At 62.0% G+C, this 22066-nt stretch carries 22 protein-coding genes; 8 read left to right on the forward strand and 14 right to left on the reverse strand.

The genetic code is table 11. From position 1 onward, the window contains the following. Positions 1–86: 86 nt before the first annotated feature. From ACJJVH_RS10100 to glpK, 4 genes are all read right to left on the reverse strand, one after another. A complete protein-coding gene (locus ACJJVH_RS10100) occupies positions 87–1343 on the reverse strand; it encodes an RNA polymerase sigma factor (protein WP_412063835.1) in 1257 nt (418 codons plus the stop codon). Next, complete coding sequence (locus ACJJVH_RS10105) at positions 1340–1714, reverse strand: YciI family protein (RefSeq protein WP_113356520.1); 375 nt, start codon at positions 1712–1714, stop codon at positions 1340–1342. Before ACJJVH_RS10105 ends, ACJJVH_RS10100 begins: the two co-directional genes overlap by 4 nt. A 134-nt stretch (positions 1715–1848) precedes the next feature. Then, positions 1849–2649, reverse strand: coding sequence for a membrane-anchored protein (locus tag ACJJVH_RS10110; protein WP_113356519.1), 801 nt, complete (start codon positions 2647–2649; stop codon positions 1849–1851). 177 nt (positions 2650–2826) lie between these two features. Continuing rightward, positions 2827–4329: a glycerol kinase GlpK gene (gene glpK / locus ACJJVH_RS10115; protein WP_412063836.1), complete on the reverse strand. Its 1503-nt coding sequence runs from the start codon at positions 4327–4329 to the stop codon at positions 2827–2829. 242 nt (positions 4330–4571) lie between these two features. On the opposite strand from glpK, the gene ACJJVH_RS10120 reads away from it, so the two are divergent. The 3 genes from ACJJVH_RS10120 (at position 4572) to xdhB (ending at position 9470) form a co-directional block, all read left to right on the forward strand. Continuing rightward, positions 4572–5348 (forward strand): 3-hydroxybutyrate dehydrogenase, encoded by a 777-nt coding sequence (locus ACJJVH_RS10120; RefSeq protein ID WP_412063837.1) that lies wholly within the window; start codon positions 4572–4574, stop codon positions 5346–5348. Between the two features lie 64 nt (positions 5349–5412). Beyond that, on the forward strand, positions 5413–6879 hold the full coding sequence (gene xdhA, locus ACJJVH_RS10125; RefSeq protein WP_113385737.1) for a xanthine dehydrogenase small subunit: 1467 nt from the start codon (positions 5413–5415) through the stop codon (positions 6877–6879). A gap of 251 nt (positions 6880–7130) precedes the next feature. Continuing rightward, positions 7131–9470, forward strand: coding sequence for a xanthine dehydrogenase molybdopterin binding subunit (xdhB, locus tag ACJJVH_RS10130; protein WP_412063838.1), 2340 nt, complete (start codon positions 7131–7133; stop codon positions 9468–9470). A gap of 320 nt (positions 9471–9790) precedes the next feature. Here xdhB and ACJJVH_RS10135 read toward each other — a convergent pair whose 3' ends face one another. Next, on the reverse strand, positions 9791–9994 hold the full coding sequence (locus tag ACJJVH_RS10135; protein ID WP_412063839.1) for a hypothetical protein: 204 nt from the start codon (positions 9992–9994) through the stop codon (positions 9791–9793). 81 nt (positions 9995–10075) lie between these two features. Here ACJJVH_RS10135 and ACJJVH_RS10140 point away from each other — a divergent pair, with 81 nt between their 5' ends. Beyond that, complete coding sequence (locus ACJJVH_RS10140) at positions 10076–10993, forward strand: LysR substrate-binding domain-containing protein (protein WP_412063840.1); 918 nt, start codon at positions 10076–10078, stop codon at positions 10991–10993. 96 nt (positions 10994–11089) lie between these two features. Here ACJJVH_RS10140 and ACJJVH_RS10145 read toward each other — a convergent pair whose 3' ends face one another. Continuing rightward, positions 11090–11422 (reverse strand): hypothetical protein, encoded by a 333-nt coding sequence (locus ACJJVH_RS10145; protein ID WP_112803721.1) that lies wholly within the window; start codon positions 11420–11422, stop codon positions 11090–11092. Between the two features lie 212 nt (positions 11423–11634). Between ACJJVH_RS10145 and ACJJVH_RS10150 the strand changes: the two genes are divergently transcribed. From ACJJVH_RS10150 to ACJJVH_RS10160, 3 genes are read left to right on the forward strand one after another with little or no spacing between them, the layout of a single operon-like run. Beyond that, a complete protein-coding gene (locus tag ACJJVH_RS10150; protein WP_112803719.1) occupies positions 11635–12873 on the forward strand; it encodes a urate hydroxylase PuuD in 1239 nt (412 codons plus the stop codon). Further along, positions 12870–14177 carry a guanine deaminase gene (gene guaD, locus ACJJVH_RS10155; protein ID WP_412063841.1) on the forward strand — a complete coding sequence of 436 codons (1308 nt, stop codon included), beginning with the start codon at positions 12870–12872 and terminating at the stop codon, positions 14175–14177. The genes ACJJVH_RS10150 and guaD overlap by 4 nt, the downstream gene beginning before the upstream one ends. Positions 14178–14224: 47 nt before the next feature. Next, positions 14225–15364 (forward strand): L-lactate dehydrogenase, encoded by a 1140-nt coding sequence (locus ACJJVH_RS10160; RefSeq protein WP_412063842.1) that lies wholly within the window; start codon positions 14225–14227, stop codon positions 15362–15364. Between the two features lie 150 nt (positions 15365–15514). Here the strand turns inward: ACJJVH_RS10160 and ACJJVH_RS10165 are convergent, their stop codons facing one another. The 8 genes from ACJJVH_RS10165 to ACJJVH_RS10200 form a co-directional block, all read right to left on the reverse strand. After that, positions 15515–16255, reverse strand: coding sequence for a metallophosphoesterase family protein (locus ACJJVH_RS10165; protein ID WP_113356508.1), 741 nt, complete (start codon positions 16253–16255; stop codon positions 15515–15517). A gap of 3 nt (positions 16256–16258) precedes the next feature. Continuing rightward, positions 16259–16615, reverse strand: a complete 357-nt coding sequence (uraH, locus tag ACJJVH_RS10170; protein WP_113392758.1) for a hydroxyisourate hydrolase — start codon at positions 16613–16615, stop codon at positions 16259–16261. Then, positions 16612–17115 carry an ureidoglycolate lyase gene (locus ACJJVH_RS10175; protein ID WP_113392759.1) on the reverse strand — a complete coding sequence of 168 codons (504 nt, stop codon included), beginning with the start codon at positions 17113–17115 and terminating at the stop codon, positions 16612–16614. The genes uraH and ACJJVH_RS10175 overlap by 4 nt, the downstream gene beginning before the upstream one ends. Positions 17116–17122: 7 nt before the next feature. After that, the gene (locus ACJJVH_RS10180; protein WP_113385730.1) at positions 17123–17485 is read right to left on the reverse strand and encodes a HepT-like ribonuclease domain-containing protein; all 363 of its coding nucleotides are present in this window, start codon (positions 17483–17485) and stop codon (positions 17123–17125) included. Positions 17486–17717: 232 nt separating this feature from the next. Then, entirely contained in the window at positions 17718–18215 is a 498-nt protein-coding gene (gene uraD / locus ACJJVH_RS10185; protein ID WP_412063843.1) for a 2-oxo-4-hydroxy-4-carboxy-5-ureidoimidazoline decarboxylase, read from the reverse strand. Between the two features lies 1 nt (position 18216). Then, on the reverse strand, positions 18217–19140 hold the full coding sequence (gene puuE, locus ACJJVH_RS10190; protein ID WP_112803704.1) for an allantoinase PuuE: 924 nt from the start codon (positions 19138–19140) through the stop codon (positions 18217–18219). A 117-nt stretch (positions 19141–19257) separates the two neighbouring features. Then, a complete protein-coding gene (locus ACJJVH_RS10195) occupies positions 19258–19965 on the reverse strand; it encodes a DUF1045 domain-containing protein (protein ID WP_112803702.1) in 708 nt (235 codons plus the stop codon). A 106-nt stretch (positions 19966–20071) separates the two neighbouring features. Next, positions 20072–21256 (reverse strand): NAD(P)/FAD-dependent oxidoreductase, encoded by a 1185-nt coding sequence (locus ACJJVH_RS10200; protein ID WP_412063844.1) that lies wholly within the window; start codon positions 21254–21256, stop codon positions 20072–20074. On the opposite strand from ACJJVH_RS10200, the gene mnmD reads away from it, so the two are divergent. Next, the gene (mnmD, locus tag ACJJVH_RS10205) at positions 21255–21989 is read left to right on the forward strand and encodes a tRNA (5-methylaminomethyl-2-thiouridine)(34)-methyltransferase MnmD (RefSeq protein WP_113369551.1); all 735 of its coding nucleotides are present in this window, start codon (positions 21255–21257) and stop codon (positions 21987–21989) included. The two genes, ACJJVH_RS10200 and mnmD, sit on opposite strands and share 2 nt — an antisense overlap. The last annotated feature ends 77 nt before the right edge of the window (positions 21990–22066 follow it).

The raw sequence follows: 22066 nt of genomic DNA on the forward strand, positions 1-22066 counted from the left end.
CACGCAGCGAGCCTTAGCAAATCGAATCCGAAATCAAAAGCTTCGCTGAAAGAACGGAAGCATTCCGCGAACCCCGGATCTTTCGTTTATCTTGCTGCGGCGACGGCGTCTGCGTTCAGGCGATCGAGCTGATGGCGGATGTGCGCCGCTTCGGCGGGAGAGCGGGCAAGTGCAATTGCCCTGTCGAAGGCGACACGCGCCTCCTGCGGACGATCCAGTTGCATCAGCAGGCCACCCTTTACGCCGTGAAAGTAGAAATATCCGTCGAGCTGCTGCTGCAGCGGCTCAATCAGCGCCAGCGCCGCCTCCGGCCCTTGCCGCTTGGACACGGCGACGGCGCGATTGAGCGTGACGACCGGAGACGGCGTCAGCCTCTCCAGCATCTGGTAGAGCAGATCGATTTCTTCCCAGTCCGTATCGGCGGCGCGTTTCGCCCTGGAATGCAGCGCCGCGATCGCCGCCTGCACCTGATAGGGGCCGGGCCGGCGATGGCGGATGGCCTTGTCGAGCAATGCCAGCGCCTCATCGATCAATGTCCGGTCCCAGAGCGAGCGATCCTGCTCCTCCAGCAGAATGATCTGCCCATCCGCATCGAAACGCGCCGCTTTGCGCGATTGCTGCAAGAGCATCAGCGCCAGCAGCGCCATGGTCTCCGGCTCGGAGGGAAATATCCGCAACAGCAGCCGGCCGAGCCGGATCGCCTCGTCTGCGAAGGCAGCAGCCTCGCGATGCGCTCCGCCGGCCGAATAGCCTTCATTGTAGATCAGGTAGACCATGGCGCTGACAAGCGCCAGCCGCTCGGCGCGCTCGACGGCGCCCGGCGTCTCGAAAGGCACGCCGGCGGCGGCCACGCGCGCTTTTGCCCGGGTAATGCGCTGCTCCATCGCGCTGTCGCTGACCAGGAACGCACGGGCGATCTGCCGCACCGAAAGGCCGGAAACGATGCGCAACGCGAGCGCGATCTGCTGCGTCGCCGGCAGATCGGGATGGCAGCAGATGAACAACAGCCTCAGAATATCGTCGCGATAGCCGGAACCGTCGAGCCGCTCGGCAAGATCGCTCTCGGCATCGCCGGTATCGGAGATCGTCTCCTCGTCGGGCAGGCTCTGCAATCTCGCCTGCTTGCGTGCCGTATCGATGCCGCTGTTGCGGCCGACGAAGATCAGCCAGGCGATGGCATCGCGCGGCGGCCCCTTGTCGGGCCAGGTCTTCAACGCCCTGAGGCAAGCCTCCTGAAAGGCCTCCTCGGCGGTATCCAGATTGCGGAAATAGCGCAGCAGCGCACCCAAAACCTGCGGCCGGGCATTGGTAAGCGCGATATCGATCCAGGCAAGGTCCGTCATGTCGCCACCGTCCCCGGCCGGAAGACGTAAAGCGGACGGATCTCGTAGGAGCCGACGCCGGGATTGGCCTCGGCAAGCTCTTTCGAAAAATCGATGGCCTCGTCCAGGGTCTCGAAATCGACGACATAGAAGCCCAGCAACTGCTCCTTTGTTTCGGCAAAGGGACCGTCGATGACCAGCGGCTCGTTCTTTCCCTTGCGCAGGGTCGTTGCCGCCGTCGTCGGCATCAGACGCGCGACAGGCCCGAGCTTGCCGGCCTCCCTCAGCGGCTCCTGAACGGCAATCAGCCGGGCCATGGTGGCCTCCTCCTGCTCCTTGGACCAGGCGAATACCGTATCTTCGTCGTTGTAGCATAGGATCGCATAGAGCATGAGGACCTCCTTCTCCTGTAAAGACGAAGGAATATCACCTGCTCCGACAGGCTACGTCAAAAATATCGCAACAGGCGATGCAGCCACCAAAGCCAAGCGGCGCTGTCCGCGCGAAAATCGCAAAGGTTGTCCGGTCAGCCGGGCAAGGATCCCAATCGGGCCGCTTCCCTGCCGACAGGCTTTGCAGAGGCATCAGATATCCCGGCAGCCTTTGTCCTGCCCTTCCATAGCGGCAGCCCGACGGATTGCGACACGGCGGGATCGGCGGTGAACACCGGATATCCGCGTTCGATCAGCCGTTCGAGAACCTCGCGGTCCTTGCGGACATGCAGCCGGGCGAGGTTTTCCGTGTTGTAGACATGCCCGCCGGAGTCGGGGTTGATGCCGGTGATGATCACCTCGGTCGCACCGTTGTAGAGCGCGAGGAGAACGGCGTTGATGCCGTTGGAGCATTTATCGTCTGCTCCGAGTTCGCTGCATTTTACGCCGCCGACCCGGTCCAGCAGCGCCATGCGCCTGTAGCGATCGACGATCTCAAGCTTGTCGTAGCCATAATCGAAGGCCTTCAACCCGTCTTCCAGCCGTTGCAGCTCTTTCCGCCATAGCAAGACGTAAAGCATCTTCGTGCGCTCACCGTTGAGAACGCGACGCACCTCGACGGCGTTTGTATTCGTCCCCTCGATCTGATTGAACTGCAGGAGCGTCACGTCGGGCGCCTCTATTCCCCAGCCCTTTGTCACCATCTGCGAACCGTTAATGGTGATGACGCGGAAGCTATCATCGAAATCCGCCGGCTTGTTCGATACAGGCGCCGAGCCGACGACGAGGACAGGCCCGTGAAACCGCTCGGCCAGGATCGGCGGTTTCGGTCTGGTCAGATGATATTTGATCTGCCGATAGTAATGTTTCTTCAGTTCAGAAAATTGAGCAGCCATTATTCGCTTTATCGTCTCTTGGAAGGCGTCCGTCCCTTCAGGGACTGATCCTGCGAAGCGAGGTGGAACATCCTCTCCCGAACCAGGAATGACGCAAGTATCGCCGCCCTCCCTTATATGAGCAAAATAAAGAAATCTTACACGACATAACCTGTGGTGAGCTTAGCTTCCCGACGATCACCCTTGCCGTGTGCTCAAGGTGCGCGCCACCGCGTTCTTCCATCCCTTCAGTTTCGCGCTTCGCACCTTGGCGTCCATATCGGGTTCGAATCGCCGGTCGCGAGCCCAGGCCTTGGCAAAACCGGCCTGATCCGGCCAGACGCCGGCGCGGCTGCCGGCGAGCCATGCGGCGCCAAGGGCTGTCGTCTCCAGGATCGTCGGCCGGTCGACGGGCGCATCCAGCAGATCGGCAAGCCGCTGCATCGTCCAGTCGGAGGCGACCATGCCGCCGTCGACGCGCAGCACCGTGTCCTGGCCACTGCCGTTGCGCCAATCCTTGTGCATGGCATCCAGCAGGTCGCGCGACTGGTAGCAGACGGCCTCCAGCGCCGCCCGGACGATTTCCTCAGGCCCTGTATTGCGTGTGAGACCGAAGATCGCGCCGCGGGCATCCGGGTCCCAATAGGGCGCGCCGAGGCCAGTGAAGGCCGGTACAAGATAAACCTCCTGCAGCGGATCCGCCCTGACGGCCAGTTCTCCGGAATCGGAGGCGCGTTTGATCGCCTTCAGCCCGTCGCGCAGCCATTGCACCGCCGCCCCCGCGATGAAGATCGAGCCTTCGAGCGCATAGGTCGTCTTGCCGTCCAGCCGGTAGGCAATGGTCGTCAGCAGGCGGTTCTTCGAGCGCACCATGTCCGCGCCGGTGTTGAGCAGCGCGAAGCAGCCGGTGCCATAGGTGGATTTCATCATACCGCGCTCGAAACAGGCCTGGCCGATCGTCGCCGCCTGCTGGTCGCCGGCAACGCCGAGGATCGGGATTTCCGCGCCGAACAGCGAAGCGTCCGTCAGGCCGAAGTCGGCGGCGCAATCCTTCACCTCGGGCAGCATCGCCGCCGGAACGCGCAGAATGTCCAGCAGCTGTTCGTCCCATTCGTTGGCACCGATATTGTACATCAGCGTCCGCGACGCGTTGGTGGCGTCGGTAGCGAAGCCCTTGCCCCCCGTCAGCCGCCAGATCAGGAAGGTATCGATGGTGCCGAAGCAGAGCTCGCCCTTGGCGGCGCGAGAGCGTGCGCCCTTCACATTGGTCAGCAGCCAGGACAGCTTGGTGCCGGAGAAATAGGGATCGAGCAGCAGCCCTGTACGGCTGGTGAACTGCTTCTCCAGACTCTGGCGCTTCAGCTTCTCGCAATAGCCTGCCGTGCGGCGATCCTGCCAGACGATGGCGTTGTGGATCGGCTTGCCGGTCTTGCGATCCCAGACAACCACGGTTTCACGCTGGTTGGTGATGCCGAGCGCGGCAATATCCCTGGCGGCGATGCCGGCAGCCTCGATGGCCTTGCGGACGGTCGAGAGGACGGACGACCAGATTTCCTCCGGATCGTGCTCCACCCAGCCCGGTTTGGGATAGTGCTGGGTGAATTCCGTTTGCCCGACGCCGGCAACCTTCATCCTGCCGTCGAAAACGATAGCCCGCGTCGACGTCGTCCCCTGATCGATCGCCAAGACATAGCCGCTCATGCATTCCTCCCGCCTGCTGCATTCCGAAACAACAGATACGCGAGCAAAACGAATGTGAAAAGAAAGCAAAACGAAATTTTTCGCGGGAAGACACGCTTTCCTGTTTACGGCGCCGCGGGGGTCAGGCTGCCGCGAAAGGAACCGGCGGCAATGCGATTGCCATATCCGCAGGTTTGGGACTAGGCTCGGACCGCTTTTGCATTGCAGCAGGAAGCTTCGCTGTCCAGGGAGAAGAGAAGATCATGGCAAGAACAGTTGTCGTCACCGGTTCCACGAGCGGTATCGGCCTCGCCATCGCGGCCGCCTTTGCCGCCAAGGGTGACAATATCGTCATCAACGGCTTCGGAAAGCCGGAGGAAATCGACGCGATCAGAAACAAGCTCGAAGCTTCCGGCGGCGGCAAGGTCATCTATCATCCGGCCGACATGACGAAACCCGCCGAGATCGCCGACCTGATCGCGACCGCCAACTCCACCTTCGGCAGCGTCGATGTCCTCGTCAACAATGCCGGCATCCAGCATGTCGAGAAGATCGAGGATTTCCCGATCGAGAAGTGGGACCAGATCATCGCGATCAACCTTTCCAGCTCCTTTCACACGATCCGCGCCGCCATCCCGCTGATGAAGGCAAAGAAGCATGGGCGCATCATCAACATCGCCTCGGCGCACGGCCTGGTCGCCTCCCCCTTCAAATCTGCCTATGTCGCTGCAAAACATGGTATACTGGGCCTGACAAAGACGGCAGCGCTCGAGCTTGCCGAATTCGGCGTGACGGTTAACGCCATTTGCCCCGGCTACGTCCTGACCCCGCTTGTCGAAAAGCAGATCCCGGACACGGCCAAGGCACGCGGCATGACCGAGGAGCAGGTCAAGAACGAGGTCATCCTCAAGGCCCAGCCCACGCATGAATTCGTCAAGGCCGAGGAGATCGGCGCCCTGACGCTCTACCTCGCCAGCGACGAGGCGCGTCAGGTAACGGGCACACACGTCTCGATTGACGGTGGCTGGACCGCAGCATAACCATAGACGGTTAGGGCCGGATTCGTATACCGGCCCCGACCAACGGAGAATAAACGGGAACGACATGAGCGACAGCATCCGCTTCATCCTCAACGGCGAGGATATCACGCTATCGAGCCTGCGCCCCACCGAGACGCTGCTGGACTTCCTGCGTCTCAGGCGGCGCCTGACGGGCACGAAGGAAGGATGCGCGGAAGGCGATTGCGGCGCCTGCACCGTCCTGGTGGGCCGCTTGATCGATGGCGGGCTTCACTACGAGTCCGTCAATGCCTGCATCCGATTCGTCGGCTCGCTGCACGCAACCCACGTCGTCACCGTCGAGCATCTCGCCGCCCAGAACGGCACTCTCCATCCGGTGCAGCAGGCCATGGTCGATTGTCACGGCTCGCAATGCGGTTTCTGCACGCCGGGCTTCATAATGTCGCTCTATGGCCTCTGGCTCTCGACGGAAAAACCGAGCCGGGCGCAGATCGAAAAGTCGCTTCAGGGCAATCTCTGTCGATGCACGGGCTACGAGCCGATCGTCAAGGCCGCCGAGCAAGTGAGCCAGAAGCGGCCGAGCGCCCTCTTCGATCCGCTCGAAAGGACGAGAGCGGATATCATTGCGCGGCTCTGGGCGATGCAGGGCGGCGATACCATCACCATAACCGAAGGCGAGGATCGCCTGATCGTGCCGGGTTCCGTCTCCGCCTTGGCGCAGGTGCTCGCCGATGAGCCGAAGGCGACCGTCGTCGCCGGCTCGACCGATGTCGGCCTGTGGGTCACGAAGCAGATGCGCCGGCTCAATCCGGTCGTCTTCATCAACCATCTGACCGATCTGCAGAAGATATCGGCGGAAGATACCGGGCTGAGCATCGGCGCCGGCGTCACCTACAGCCGCGCCTTTGCCGTGATCGCCGAAAAGATCCCGGCATTTGCCAACCTCATCAACCGCATCGGCGGCGAGCAGGTGCGCAACATGGGCACGATCGGCGGCAACATCGCCAACGGCTCGCCGATCGGCGATAGCCCGCCGCCGCTGATCGCGCTCGGCGCCACGGTCAGGCTTCGCTCGACGGCAGGCACGCGCAGCCTGCCGCTGGAAGATTTCTTCATCGATTACGGCAAGCAGGATCGTCATCCCGGCGAGTTCGTGGAAGGCATCTTCGTGCCCTATCCGGCCGACGATGCCCATTTCGCCGTCTACAAGATTTCCAAGCGCCGCGACGAGGATATCTCGGCGGCCTGCGGCGCTTTCCATCTGTCGCTGGATTCAGCCGGCAATGTTCAGGATATCCGCATCGCCTTCGGCGGCATGGCCGGTACGCCGAAGCGTGCCCGCGCCGTGGAGGCCGAGCTGATCGGCAAGCCCTGGACGGAGGCAGCCGTCACCGCCGCACGCGATGCCTTCGATAGCGACTACGCACCGCTGACCGACTGGCGCGCCACGGCCGAATACCGCCAGCTGACCGCCAAGAACCTGCTGATCCGCTTCTACCTGGAAACGGCCGGAGCGCCGCAGGAACTGAAGCGCTTCGAGGTGCTGGCATGACGATAAATTTCACCTTCGTTCAGCCGCACTCCTTGAGCAACGCTCGTATCCTTTCGACGTCATGGGGCCTGTCCCCTTCTCCCCGGCGGGGAGAAGGTGCCCAAAGGGCGGATGAGGGGGTGGCGCGACAAACACCAGGCTATCCCTCATTGAGAGTAAGCATGGCATCGCTTTGCGATGCCTCCCCCTCATCCGGCCTGACGGCCACCTTCTCCCCATTGGGGAGAAGGAAAACCGTGGAGGCCTGAGCCATGGACAAATCCACCTTCGAAGAGCGCAAGGTCGTCATCAATGGCTCGATGCATGGCTCGCTGCGCCATGATTCAGCGCATAAGCATGTGACCGGAGCCGCCGATTACATCGATGATATTCCCGAGCCTGCCGGGCTGCTGCACGGCGCGCTCGGCCTTTCCGACCGTGCCCATGCCGAGATCGCCAGTATCGATCTTTCGGCTGTAAGGGCCTACCCCGGCGTCGTCTGGGTGTTCACCGGCGCCGATGTTCCCGGCGTCAACGATACCAGCTCCAACGGCATGCATGACGAACCGCTGCTGGCCGAAACCAAGGTCGAGTTTCACGGCCAGCCGATCTTTGCCGTGATCGCCGAAACCCGCGATGCCGCCCGCCGCGCCGCGCGCCTCGCCAAGATCGATTATCGCGACCTGCCGCATTGGAGCGATATCGACGGCGCGCTCGCCAATGGTGCGCCGCTCGTCTACGAGCCGATGACTTTGAAGCGCGGCGAACCTGAAACCGAGATGGCCAATGCCAAACATCGCATCAAGGCGCAGATGCGCATCGGCGGCCAGGAGCATTTCTATCTCGAGAGCCATATCGCCATGGCGATCCCCGGCGAGGACGACGAAGTCGCGGTCTGGTCGTCGACGCAGCATCCGAGCGAAATCCAGCACATCGTCGGCCACGTTCTCGGCATTCCGTCCAATGCCGTGACAGTCAATGTGCGCCGCATGGGCGGCGGCTTCGGCGGCAAGGAAACACAGGGCAACCAGTTTGCCGCACTGGCCGCCGTTGCGGCCAAGAAGCTCGGCCGCGCCGTGAAATTCCGGCCCGACCGCGACGAGGACATGAGCGCCACGGGCAAGCGCCACGACTTCCTGGTGGATTACGAGGTCGGTTTCGACGATGAAGGCCGCATCCACGCCGTCGACGCCACCTATGCCGCCCGCTGCGGCTTCTCCTCCGATCTGTCCGGCCCTGTCACCGACCGCGCGCTGTTCCACGCGGATTCCAGCTATTTCTACCCGCATGTTCATCTGGTTTCGAAGCCTCTGAAGACGCATACCGTCTCCAACACCGCCTTTCGCGGCTTCGGCGGCCCGCAAGGGATGGTCGGCGGCGAACGCATGATCGAGGAAATCGCCTATGCGCTCGGCAAGGACCCGCTCGAAATCCGTCGCGCCAATTTCTACGGCCAGCCGGGCTCCGGCCGGACGCTGACGCCCTATCACCAGGAAGTCACCGACAACATCATCAACCGCATCGTCGACGAGCTGGAACAAACCTCCGACTATCAGGCGCGGCGCAAGGCCATTATCGAGTTCAACCGCTCCAGCCGCTTCATCCGCAAGGGGATCGCGCTGACGCCGGTGAAGTTCGGCATTTCCTTCACCATGACCGCCTTCAACCAGGCGGGCGCGCTGGTGCATGTCTATCAGGACGGCTCGATCCACCTCAATCATGGCGGCACCGAAATGGGCCAGGGCCTCTATACGAAGGTGGCGCAGGTTCTGGCCGACAGTTTCCAGGTCGATATCGACCGCGTGAAGATCACCGCCACGACGACCGGCAAGGTGCCGAACACATCGGCGACGGCGGCCTCCTCCGGCTCAGACCTGAACGGCATGGCGGCTTTCGATGCCGGCCGGCAGATCAAGGAGCGGCTTGTCGCCTTCGCAGTCGAGAAATGGGGTGTCAGCGCCGAGGAAGTGCAGTTCCTGCCCAACCGCGTGCGCGTGGGCGACGCCGAAATCCCCTTCCCGGATTTCATCAAACAGGCCTATTTCGCCCGCGTCCAGCTTTCCGCCGCCGGCTTCTACAAGACGCCGAAGATCCACTGGGATCGCAAGGCAGGCCGCGGCACGCCTTTCTATTACTTCTCCTATGGCGCCGCCTGTTCGGAAGTGTCTATCGATACGCTGACGGGCGAATATCTGATCGACCGCGCCGACATTCTCCACGATGTCGGCCGCTCCCTCAATCCGGCGATCGATATCGGCCAGGTCGAGGGCGCCTTCGTGCAAGGCATGGGCTGGCTGACGACCGAAGAATTGTGGTGGGATGGCAAGGGGCGGCTGCGCACGCATGCGCCGTCCACCTACAAGATCCCCCTCGCTTCCGACCGGCCGAAGATCTTCAACGTGCGGCTGGCGGAATGGTCCGAAAACACCGAGGCAACCATCGGCCGCTCGAAGGCTGTCGGCGAGCCGCCTTTCATGCTGCCGATCTCGGTGCTCGAAGCATTGTCGATGGCCGTCGCCAGCATCGCGGACTATCGCGTCTGCCCACGCCTCGATGCTCCGGCGACACCGGAGCGGGTGCTGATGGCGGTCGAGCGGCTGAAAGGGATGTGAGTCCTTTGGGACGCGAAGTTTGCCGTGATGAGGCAAGAAGGTATTTTAGGCCAAACCGGAGATTTGAGTATGCGGTAGCATACCCCCCTCTGTCACTTACGTGACATCTCCCCCACAAGGGGGGAGATTGGTAGCCTGTAGCCTTCCCCACGCGTATCAAGCGCACCAGGCATCTGTGGAAACAATGTCGCGATATTCCGCAAGGCGGGCGCGGCAAACTCCTAACGATCTCCCCCCTTGTGGGGGAGATGTCACGAAGTGACAGAGGGGGATGCACACTCTCCGCTCACAACCATCGAGCCTTCGACGCTCTCCGCCGCCTATAGCAGCCGGTTGTCGTCATAATGCGGCTCACGCCCATCCAGAAATCCGAGATCACGCTTCAGGCGGTCCGGCATCTCGTCGAGATCCAGATGCGGCGATGGTTCGCCATGCGTCACGAAGACCTGCGCCAGCGATTCCAGAAGACGGGCCAAAAGCGTGGGCCTGGCTGCATCCACCGGTTCCATGACATAACAGTCCATGACAACACCTCAATCAAATCCGTGATATGGATTGCAGTTTGTCGCGGAAAATGCTGAAATTCCAATCGAACTATCGTCTACATGCATAAAGAGAACTTATTCATTAAGCTGTCGAAACGCTTTCCGCTGAATGCGCTGCGCGTCTTCGAAGCCGCGGCACGACTCGGCAGCTTCACGCGCGCCGGCGAAGAGCTGGGCATGACGCAGACTGCGGTCAGCTATCAGATCAAGCTGCTGGAGGAGACGACCGGCGAGCCACTTTTCCTGCGCCGCCCGCGTCAGATCCTGCTGACCGAGGCCGGCGAGCAGCTGGCCCCGAAAGTCGCGGAAGCCTTTGCCATGCTGCAGGAGGCTATGGCGTCCCTCAGCGGCGACGCCGAGACGACGCTCCACATTCACTCCACCCCGACCTTCGCATCGCAGTGGCTGGCGCGTCATATCGGCACGTTTCAGCTCAAGCATCCGAAAATCGCCGTTCGCCTCGCCACCTCGGGCTCGATCATCGACTTTGCCCGCGAACCGTCGGACATTGCCATCCGCGCCGGACGCGGAGAATGGCCCGGATTGCGCGCCCACCTGCTGATGAAGATGCATTTCACCCCCATGCTGAGCCCGGCTCTCGCCGCGACCATCGGCGGCGTGCACGAGCCGGCCGACCTCCTCAAGCTGCGCATCATCGATGCGGGCGATCCATGGTGGGTCCAGTGGTTCCATGAGGCAGGCGTTCCCGACCCCGGGCTTCAGGGCAGACCGCGCAGCCGGCTCGGCGCGCAGTCCTTCGAGGCAAGCGCCGCCATAGCAGGCCAGGGCGTTGCCGTTCTCACCCCCGAATTCTATGCCGACGACCTGGCCTCCGGCCGGCTCATTCAACCCTTCGATCTTCTTTCGACCGACGGCGCCGACTATTGGATCGCCTATCCGGAAAACAGGCGTCACACGCCGCGAATCCGCGCCTTCAGGGACTGGATCCTCAACGAATTCGGCATGCCTCTCGACTAAACGCTGGCTCCGGGAAAAGCGCGATGCGGTTTCCATCCAGAACCGCTTGGAACAAGGCAATAGGGCGACCCGAGACGAGATGAATCACCAGAGCGCTCAATCGGACATGTCGGGTGCATAGAAACAGCGCGGCGTATTCTCGTCCGGAAACAGGCAGAGGTGATAGGCTCCGTCAGGCGAACGCATCGCCTTGCCCTGCGGCAGGGTGAAGATATGCGCGTGCGTTATATAGCGATGATCGCCGGGATTGAGCGTCACCCGATAGCCGCCCGGTATGATGGTGACGGTGCGCGAGGGGATCATCTCGCAATCGCCGGTCTTGCTGTCGCCATTGCAGCAATAGGGATCGTAGGACCAGCCGGAGGGCGCGTCATGCGCCAGGGCAGCGCTTGCAAAGAGAAGACATACGAACGCCGGAACACCACGCATGGGCAATTCTCCGTCGAAAGATGACGGCTGCCGCGGGCACGGCCCGCTCCAAGCAGCCGAGGGCGTTTTATTAAAAATCGCCATAATCTGATTTAATGCGCCCCGGACACTCGACAAGACCGTCGCTTTTTGCCGGCACATCAAACTCTCCGCTTCCATCCGTCTTCAACATTTTGCAAGGTGCGGAGTCGGAAGAAGAAAAGGGGAACTGAATGTACGAATACGCCATAGCGTGGGAGTGGCTTGCCTTCGCAGCACGCTGGTTCCACGTCATAACCGCCATTGCCTGGATCGGTTCGTCATTTTACTTCATCGCGCTCGATTTGGGGCTGGTGAAGCGACCCCATCTTCCGCCCGGCGCCTACGGCGAGGAATGGCAGGTTCACGGTGGCGGCTTCTACCATATCCAGAAATATCTCGTCGCCCCCGCGCAGATGCCGGAACATCTGACCTGGTTCAAATACGAGAGCTATTTCACCTGGCTTTCCGGCTTCCTGATGATGTGCATCGTCTATTACGGCGGCGCCAATCTCTTCCTCATCGACCGGCATGTGCTCGATGTCAGCGTCCCCGTCGCGATCCTGATTTCGCTCGCCTCGCTTGCCGGCGGCTGGATCGTCTACGACCTGCTGTGCAAATCGCCGCTCGGCAACAATACATGGGGGCTGATGATCGTGCTTTATGCCGTGCTGGTCTTCATGGCCTGGGGCTATACGCATCTCTTCACCGGCCGCGCCGCCTTCCTGCATCTCGGCGCCTTTACCGCGACGATCATGTCGGCCAACGTCTTCATGATCATCATTCCCAACCAGAAGGTGGTCGTCGCCGACCTCATCGCCGGCCGCACGCCCGACCCGAAATACGGCCGCATCGCCAAGCAGCGCTCGCTGCACAACAACTACCTGACGCTGCCCGTCATCTTCTTCATGCTGTCGAACCATTATCCGCTCGCCTTCGGCACGGCCTACAACTGGGTGATTGCGGCACTGGTGTTCCTGATGGGCGTCACCATCCGCCACTGGTTCAATACCACCCATGCCCGCAAGGGCCGCCCGACCTGGACCTGGATCGTCACGCTCGTCCTCTTCATCGTCATCATGTGGCTCTCCACCGTGCCGAAGGTGCTGACCGGCGAGAAGGATGCCAATGCGGTCGCGCCCGCCTTCCAGCAATTCGCCTCCGACGCGCATTTCCCGGCCGTCAAGCAGATGGTCTCGACGCGCTGTTCCATGTGCCATGCGGCCGAACCCGTCTATGAGGGGATTGTCCGGCCGCCGAAGGACGTCATGCTGGAAAACGACGCGGAAATCGCTATGCATGCCCGGGAGATCTATATCCAGGCCGGCCGCAGCCACGCCATGCCGCCCGGCAACGTCACCGACGTCACGCCGGAGGAGCGCAAGCTGCTGGTCGCCTGGTTCGAAAGCTCCATCGGAGAAAAGAGCCAATGACCACCCTTCTGCGCGGCCGCCTGCTTTCCTTCAAGCGCCTGCCGCAAAGCCTCGATGACACCGCCAGCTACGCCTACGAAAGCGACGGCGGCCTGCTGATCGAAAACGGCACGATCGTCGCGACCGGCCCCTATACGGATATCAAGGCGCAGGCGCCGGAGGACGCGACCGAAATCGACCATCACCCGCATCTGATCCTGCCGGGCTTCATCGACATGCACTTGCATTTCCCGCAGATGCAGGTCATCGCCTCCTATGCCGCCAACCTGCTGGAATGGCTGAACACCTATACGTTTCCCGAGGAATGCCGTTTCGTCGAAAGCGCGCATGCGGAACGCATCGCCACCCATTTCTATGACGAGCTGATCCGCCACGGCACGACAACGGCCGTCGCCTACTGCTCGGTGCACAAGACCTCCGCCGACGCCTATTTCGCCGAAGCCATGCGGCGCAACATGCGCATGGTCGGCGGCAAGGTGATGATGGACCGCAATGCTCCGCAAGGCCTGCTCGATACGCCAGAGATGGGCTATGACGAGACCCGCCAGGTGATATCAGACTGGCACGGCAAGGGCCGCAACCATGTCGCCATCACGCCGCGTTTCGCCATCACCTCGACACCGGCGCAAATGGAGGCGACCGCAACCCTCGCCCGCGAGTTTCCGGACCTGCACATCCAGACGCATCTGTCCGAGAACCACGACGAGATCGCATTCACCCGCGAGCTCTATCCGGACGCGATCGACTACACCGATATCTATGCGCGCTACGGGCTTCTCGGCCCGAAAAGCCTGTTCGGCCATGCGATCCACCTTTCCGAGCGCGAGGCCGACGCCATGAGCGAGGCGGGTGCGGTCGCGGTGCATTGCCCGACCTCCAACCTGTTCCTCGGCTCCGGCCTCTTCCCGCTGAAGGCGCTGGCTCGCCGCAAAAAGCCCGTCCGTATCGGCGTGGCCACCGATATCGGCGGCGGCTCCAGCTATTCCATGCTGCGCACCATGGATGAAGCCTACAAGATCCAGCAACTGCTCGGCGAGCGCCTGAATCCGCTGGAAAGCTATTATTACATGACGCGCGGCAACGCCGAATCCCTCTCCCTCGTCGACAGGATCGGCACGCTCGACGCCGGCACAGAAGCCGACCTCATCGTCCTCAACGCCGCCGCCACACCCGCCATGGCGCTGAAGATGGAGGTGACGAAGAGCCTCACCGAAGAACTGTTCCTGTTGCAGACCATGGGTGACGACCGCGCCGTCGTCGAAACCTATGTCGCCGGAAAACCGATGAAATCCATCCTGCAATAAGGCAATCCGAACCCGCCATACGATAACCTTCCAGAGGGCAGACAGCTATGACAGCGCCGCTTACCATCGCCGAACTGAAGACGCTCGCTCAGCGGCGCGTGCCGAAAATGTTCTTCCAATATGCCGATTCCGGTTCGTGGACCGAATCGACCTATCAGGCGAACGAGGCGGATTTCGCCGCGATCAAGCTGCGCCAGCGCGTCCTCGTCGACATGTCCGACCGGTCGCTGGCGACCACGATGGTCGGCCAGAAGGCATCCATGCCGGTGGCGCTGGCGCCAACCGGCCTCACCGGCATGCAGCACGCCGATGGCGAGATGCTGGCGGCCCGCGCGGCAGAGGAATTCGGCATTCCCTTCACGCTTTCGACGATGAGCATCTGCTCGATCGAGGACATCGCCTCGGTCACGAAGCAGCCCTTCTGGTTCCAGCTCTACGTCATGAAGGACCGCGATTTCGTCCTGAACCTCATCCATCGCGCCAAGGCGGCGAAATGCTCGGCGCTGGTGCTGACCGCCGACCTGCAGATCCTCGGCCAGCGCCATAACGACATCCGTAACGGTCTTTCGGCGCCGCCGAAAATGACGGTGAAGAATCTCTGGCAGATGGCGACCCGGCCGGGCTGGTGCATGGGCATGCTGAAGACCAGGCGTCATTCCTTCGGCAACATCGTCGGTCATGCCAAGGATATCTCCGACATGACGACGCTGTCGCACTGGACGCATTCGCAGTTCGACACCAAGCTTTCGTGGAACGATGTCAGCTGGATCAAGGAGCAATGGGGCGGCCCGCTCATCATCAAGGGCATTCTCGATGTCGAGGATGCGAAGGCGGCAGTCGATACGGGCGCCGACGCCATCATCGTTTCCAATCATGGCGGCCGGCAGCTCGACGGCGCCCACTCCTCCATCAGCATGCTGCTGAGGATCGTCGATGCCGTCGGCGACAGGATCGAGGTGCATATGGATGGCGGCATCCGCTCCGGTCAGGACGTGCTCAAGGCGGTGGCGCTCGGCGCCAAGGGCACCTTCATCGGCCGCCCCTTCCTCTACGGCTTGGGAGCCATGGGCAAGGAAGGCGTAACCCTCGCACTCGAGATCATCCGCAAGGAGCTGGATATTTCCATGGCGCTCTGCGGCAAGCGCGATATCAAGGACGTGGATCGATCGATACTGGCCGATCTTTAAGACGCATGTCGTTGCCGCAAAGCCGCCGCGCTCTTTTGCGCGCCAGGCTCCAGAGCGATTCCAGGAAAAGTGCGCAGCGGTTTTCCGCCCGGAAATGCGTAAAAACAAAGGGATGGAGCGGCTCATCGATTCCGTGAAACGATGAGCGGTCTAACGCAACCAGCCCGTCGCCAGACCGCTTGCCCATTCCATGCGGCCGTTCTGCGCCGCCAGCTTCGCCATCGCCATATGGTCGTAAGCCACCTGCCGGAAGACCGGCAGCCAGTGGTCGCCGGTCTTTTCGAGAATGGCGTAGGAGGCAAAGGGATGGCCGGCCTCCACCTTGTGGTAATGAGGCAGATCGTCGTCATAAGCAGGGCAGCCGACGCTGCCGGGATTGACGATCAGGCGGCCATCGGAAAGCCTGACAAGGCGCGGAATATGGGTATGTCCGCACAGGATCAACGGAAAGTCGATGCCGGCGGCCAGCGCTTCGATGTCCTCGATAGGCTTCTGATGGACGTGGCCGTCCGCCGAGACGGACTCCAGCCAATAGACATTATCGGCCCCCGGCGTGGCATGGCAGAGATAGGCCGTGTTCCGATAGACGGCGCTGAAGGGCAGATTGCGCAGCCAGTCGAGATGGCGCTCGGCAAGCTCGGAATAGGCCGCCTTGTCGGACAGATGCATGGCTTCCGGCGCCTGCTCGATCAGATACCGGTCGTGATTGCCGCGCACCGTCAACGCATTCAGCGCCAGCAGCGCATCGGCCGTCCTGCCTGCCGTCAGCGGCCCGCTGAAACAATCGCCGAGATTGACGATATCGGCGATGCCCTGCTTGCGGATATCCGCAAGCACCGCCTCAAGTGCCAGATGATTGCCATGAATGTCCGCAATGGCGGCAAACCGCACAGCTCAACTCCCGCGATAAGTGGAATAGCCGTAGGGTGAGATCAGCAAGGGCACATGATAGTGCGCCGTCGTGTCGGCAATGCCGAAACGGATCGGCACGAGGTCGAGAAAGGCCGGTTCCGGCAGCTTGGCGCCGCTCGCCCGCAAATAGTCTCCAGCCCGGAACAGCAGTTCGTAGGTGCCGGCGACGAAACCGTCTCCGATCAGAAGGGCACCGCCGTCCACGCGTCCGTCGGCATTGGTCCTGACCGTCTTCAGATGCGTGCGGCGATCACCCTCGATCCTGAAAAGATCGATCGTCAGGCCCTCGGCCGGCTTGCCGAGCGCGGTATCGAGCACATGGGTCGTCAGTCCGGTCATGGCGTCGGCGCTCCGATGATGAAGGGCGTCTCGAAGAAATACTCTTCCAGATTGTTTCCCGGCCCGTCGCGATCGACGATCAGGAAATCGCTCTGTTCGTCGAGCGCCATCAGGGGATAATGCCAGACGTTGATCCGATAGTTCACCCCCTGATCGCCCCGGGCCAGGAAGACCTCCGGCCGGCCGGGCTTGCCGCCATCGTCCTGCGCGACGACCACGAGAAACGGCCGGCCGTTCAGCGGTATGAAACACTGGCTGCCGAAAGGATGACGCTCCATCATGTCGATGGAGAAGGGAAAGGCACGCGGCTGGCCACGAAAAAGGTTCAGAATAACCCGCGCGCCATCGCCGACCGCCTCGGCATTGGACAGCGCATGGAAACGCTCCGTCGTGCCGCCGTTGATGAACCGCATCGTCGCCGGATCGGCCTCGATCACATCGCCGAACGGCGCGAACGCCGATTTTGTCAAAGGATGAATGTCTAGATACTGCTGTGCCATTGAATGATCATTCGCCTTCCGCCCGCCAGTGGCGAACGGAGTCCAGTTGCAGGAGCAACTCCGGAACCGATTTTTGCGCGATGTCCCACAGGGCCGTCGACTCGATGTCGAAATACCCTTGCGTAATCCGATTCCGGAAGTCTTGCATCACATGCCAAGGCAATTCCGGATGGTCAACGACAAACTCCGGATATTCGTCCGCAATACGCGCGGCCGCCTCGCCGATCAGCATCAGATTCATGCCGACGGCGCGCTGTTTCTCGACGGCGCCGAAAAACGCGCCCTGGTCGACTCCCCGAAGGAACCGCCCGATTTCGGATGCTGCCTGCTGCATGCGCCCAAGATGAGCAAGAAGCCGGTCCAAGCTCATGCCGGCTTCACTTCCTGGACAATGCGCTGCCCCGCCGGGATAAATCGCCTTTCGACGCCGCCGGTCTTCAGTCCGCTTCTATCTCTGTCCACTGCTTTCCATGGCCTCGTCACAGCATCGCACGGGCGGATACTAAGCCATGAACGAACTTAAGGACAGCAGGCACATCGTTGGGAAAAACGCACACAAATGCATGCACGGAGCGATGGCGGCCCGAAAGCCGCGCATGGCATCAGGCTTCCGGAAGCATGGATTGCAGACGCAGCAGCGCGATCTTTTCGACCTGGGCGGCCGCGGTCGCAAACTCCGCATCCCGGCTGTTGTCGATCCGGGTTTCGAAGGCGGCCAGAATATCGTCCTTGTTCAGCCCCTTGACCGCGATGATGAAGGGAAAACCGAACTTCGCCACATAGGCGGAATTGAGTTCGGTAAACCGGGCATGTTCTTCGGGGCTCAGCCGATCGAGCCCGGCGCCGGCCTGCTCCTTGCGGCTGTCTTCCGTCAATTCGCCGGCAATCGCCAACCGGCCGGCCAGATCGGGGTGCGCCTGCAGCACTCCAAGCCGCTCCGTCTCGCTGGCCGCGCGGAAAATCCGCACCAGCGCGCCATGCACACCGCCGGAAGTCAGCGGCTCGGCGATGGCGCCCGCATCGTAGGCACGCTCTGCGATGAAAGGCGAATGCTCGAATACGCCGCCGAAGCGGCCGACAAAATCGTCCCGCGATATCATCTCAGCGCTCGCTCCCCGGCAGGTGATTCTCATACCAGTGGTTGGCGATCTCGATGCGCTTCGGAATCCAGACCTTGTCGTGCTTCTGCACATATTCGATGAACCGCCGCAAGGCGGCTGCGCGACCGGGACGGCCGACGAGGCGGCAATGCAGCCCGACAGACATCATCTTCGGGCTGCCCTGCTTGCCCTCTTCATAGAGCGTGTCGAAGGCATCCTTCAGGTAGGTGAAGAACTGGTCGCCGGAATTGAAGCCCTGCGGCGTCGCGAAACGCATATCGTTGGTTTCGAGCGTATAGGGGATGATCAGGAATGGCTTGCCGTTCAGGCCGTCGATCCAGAAGGGCAGATCGTCGGCATAGGAATCGGAGGAATAGAGGAAACCGCCCTCCTCCATCACCAGCCGCAGCGTGTTGTCGGATGGCTTGCCCTGATACATGCCGTAGGGCCGTTCGCCGGTCAGCTCAGTATGCAGCCGCACGGCCTCGAGGATGTGCTTGCGCTCCAGATCCTCGGAAAAATCCTTGTATTCCAGCCAGCGGTAGCCGTGGCTCGCAATTTCCCAGCCGGCTTCCTTCATGGCGGCAACCGCTTCCGGGTTGCGTGCCATGGCGAGCGTCACACCATAGACGGTCGCCTGAACCTTGAGTTCGGTGAACATGCGCCACAGCCGCCAGAAACCGGCGCGCGATCCGTATTCGTAGATCGACTCCATGTTGAGATTGCGCTGATTCGGCCAGGGAGCCGCGCCGACGATCTCGGAGAGCAGGTTCTCGGAAGCCAGATCGCCGTCGAGAATGCAGCTTTCCCCGCCCTCTTCATAATTGATCACGAACTGCACCGCGACGCGGGCATCGCCGGGCCATTTCGGATCCGGCGTGTTGCGGCCATAGCCGATGAGATTGCGGGGGTAGATTTCCGTCATTGAAGCACCTTCTCTAATGGCGGAACGGTAACATTCACGCGGGGAAAGTCGAGACGGAAAGTGGGAAAATCACTTTCGCTTCAAAGCGAGGTATTGGAGCAACCGCCAACCGATATTCTAGGCGATCTTCCGTGCGCTCACCTTGCCCATCGGATGCAGCGAATGCACCCGGAAGGGACCGCCGGACCCCTCCTCAACCATCAGGGCGATGTTGGACACGGGCACCGGTACGGCCAGGGCCGGCTCGAAGACATCGCGCAGGACGCCCTCGATGCGCGGCATGTCGCAGAGACTGACCGTGCCCGTCAACATCATCTGGAAACGGAACTCCTCCATGACATGCGGATGGCCCCAGCGATGGAGATTGGCAAATTGCGCCGCCGAAAGACCGTCCGGGTCGATGCGTTCGATCTCCGCTTCGCTCAACGGCGCCCTGTAATGGTCGAAAGCCTGCACCAGCGATGCCGCCAGGAAGTTTATTTGCTGGCTCGGCACGGAAGGAACCAGCCCCAGGGCGCCGCCGAGCCGCGCAACTTCCAGCCTGGGGATTTCGAAGGGCGTGATGGTTCCGGAAAACCGCATCAACTCGCGCAGCAGCCCCGCCTCGGACATATTCTCCGCCAGCCGGAACGGTGCCTTCAGCAGGCCCATGAAGCCATAACGGCGGGGAACCGCGGTGTAAAAGGCGATCTCATGGATACCAAGCCCGCGGATCGCGGGTGGATCGACCATCTCGCCGGAATAGACGTTGCGACCGAGCCACGTCGCCGCCACAAGCGTCAGCGGGTCGCTCGCGGACGGCGTGAAGCAAATGGCGTAGCGCATAAAAATCTCCTCCAGAGCGCGACAAGCCGGCTGACCGGACCGGCACCGACGGCCAAGGAGATAGGTGATTTGCGTGACAGATTGACGAACCGAAAGGGGCGTGAACTCACGTTTTATGTGACACGGCTGAAATATGACTTGCTAAAGTGAAAGTCTGCGGCAACTGGAAGCGAAGCGGCATATCCGCCGCCTCCCGCACCGCCGTCTCGGCCAGCCGATGCGCCAGACCGAAACTCACCTTGAAGCCCCCGGTCAAGGCAATGAGGGCCGGATGATCCGGGTGCGCGCCGACCATCGGGTCCCGATCCACCGCTTTCGGGCGCAGGCCCGCCCAGCGTTCGAGCACCTTCGCGCCGGCCAGCACCGGCGCCATGGCGCGCGCGGCGACGAGCAGATCGTCCAGCTGCCCGTCCGTCGACAGCGGATCCGCAAAGCGGTTCTCGCTCGTGCTGCCGACGGCGACCAATCCCCCCTCATGCGGAACGATGTAGAGCCCATCCCGGAAAATAACCGGTAGGGCGCCGTCGATATCGGCTTTCAGCATGGCCGCCTGCCCCTTGACCGGTTGGCCGAGCGAGGCTTTGCGGCCCTCCGTCAGCCCGTCCAGGATTGGAAACGACCGATGCCCGGCGGCAAGGATGCAGCGCCCGAATCGAACGTCGCCCTCATTCGTGCGGGCCAGCCCTCTGCCGGGATCAATATTCTCGACGGCAATGCCCTCGGCAAACCGGACATGCCGCGCCGCGGTCAGAAATTTGCGCAGCATCGCCAGCAAGGCGCGGGGCGCGACGCGCGCTGCCAAGGTATCGAAGACGAACCCGCTTTCCGCAGCGGAAGGCTCGATCCAGCCTTCGACGGGAGGCGCATCGAGCACATGCCAGTGAAACCGACGGTCTTCATGCCGCCAATGCACTTCCGCATCCTGGGAGTGACCGAGCGCGATCTGTCTCAGATGCGGTTTCGGCAGCGGGATCAGGCGGCCGGAGCGGCGGTAGCCCGCCGAAAGCCCGGTCTCCGCCTCCAGCGCCACGATCTCCTCTTCCAGCGAAATGAGCGCGTCGAACTGAAACTGCTTCTTGCCGGACCATTTGTCCGGCATGTGCGGCATCAGCGCGCCCAGCAGGCCGCCGCTCGCCCCCTGCCCGAACCGGCCCGCATCGACAAGCAATGCCTGAATGCCGAAACGCTCGGCATGAACGGCCGCCCACAGGCCCATGATGCCGCCGCCGACGATCAGCAGATCGACGGACGATTGACCGGCAGGTCGCGGAGGATTATCGGCTCTTTCCATGACAGATCCAGTTTCCGATCGGACAGAAGCGTCCGAAACCAATGCGGCAAGCCCGGAGCTCGAATGGCGCGACGGCGATATGCCCTATTCGACGGCATTTGGCGACCATTTTTATTGCCAGACGGACGGCCGGCTGGAATGCGGCCATGTCTTCCTGGCGGGCAACGGCCTGCCCGCCCGCTGGCAGGGACGGCAAAACTTCCTCATCGGCGAACTCGGCTTCGGCACGGGGCTGAATTTCTGCGAAACATGGCGCCAATGGCGGCAGTTGTCCGCGCCCGGCGCGAAACTGCACTTCATGTCCTTCGAACTCTACCCCATGCGCGCCGAGGAGATCGGCCGCGCGCTGTCGCACTGGCCTGAAATCGATGGGGAGCGTCAGGCTCTCACCGATGCCTGGCCGGTCGATCCGCAGGGCGTTGTGTCACTGACGCTCGATGCACATACGCACCTCAGCGTCGTCTGCGGTCCGGCCCTTGAAGGCGTGAGCCGCGCGGCGCCGGGCTTCGATGCCTGGTATCTCGATGGCTTCGCACCCTCGCGCAATGCCGACATGTGGTCGCCGGAGCTCATGCGTGCGCTCTACGACAGGACGTCTCCCGACGGCACTTTCGCCACCTATGCCGCCGCCGGCTTCGTTCGGCGAAACCTGCAAGCGGCGGGATTTGCAGTGGAACGGCGCAAAGGCTTCGCCGGCAAGCGGGAAATGCTTTGCGGCGTCAAGCCTGCCTAGAGCATTCCTGCTTTTCATCGAACACGAAAACGCCCTATCCTTTTGTCTTCCCGCAAGTCCAAACGGAAAGCTGCCGT

This window comes from Rhizobium sp. SYY.PMSO (assembly GCF_046840415.1).
In the GTDB taxonomy this organism is placed as follows: domain Bacteria; phylum Pseudomonadota; class Alphaproteobacteria; order Rhizobiales; family Rhizobiaceae; genus Rhizobium.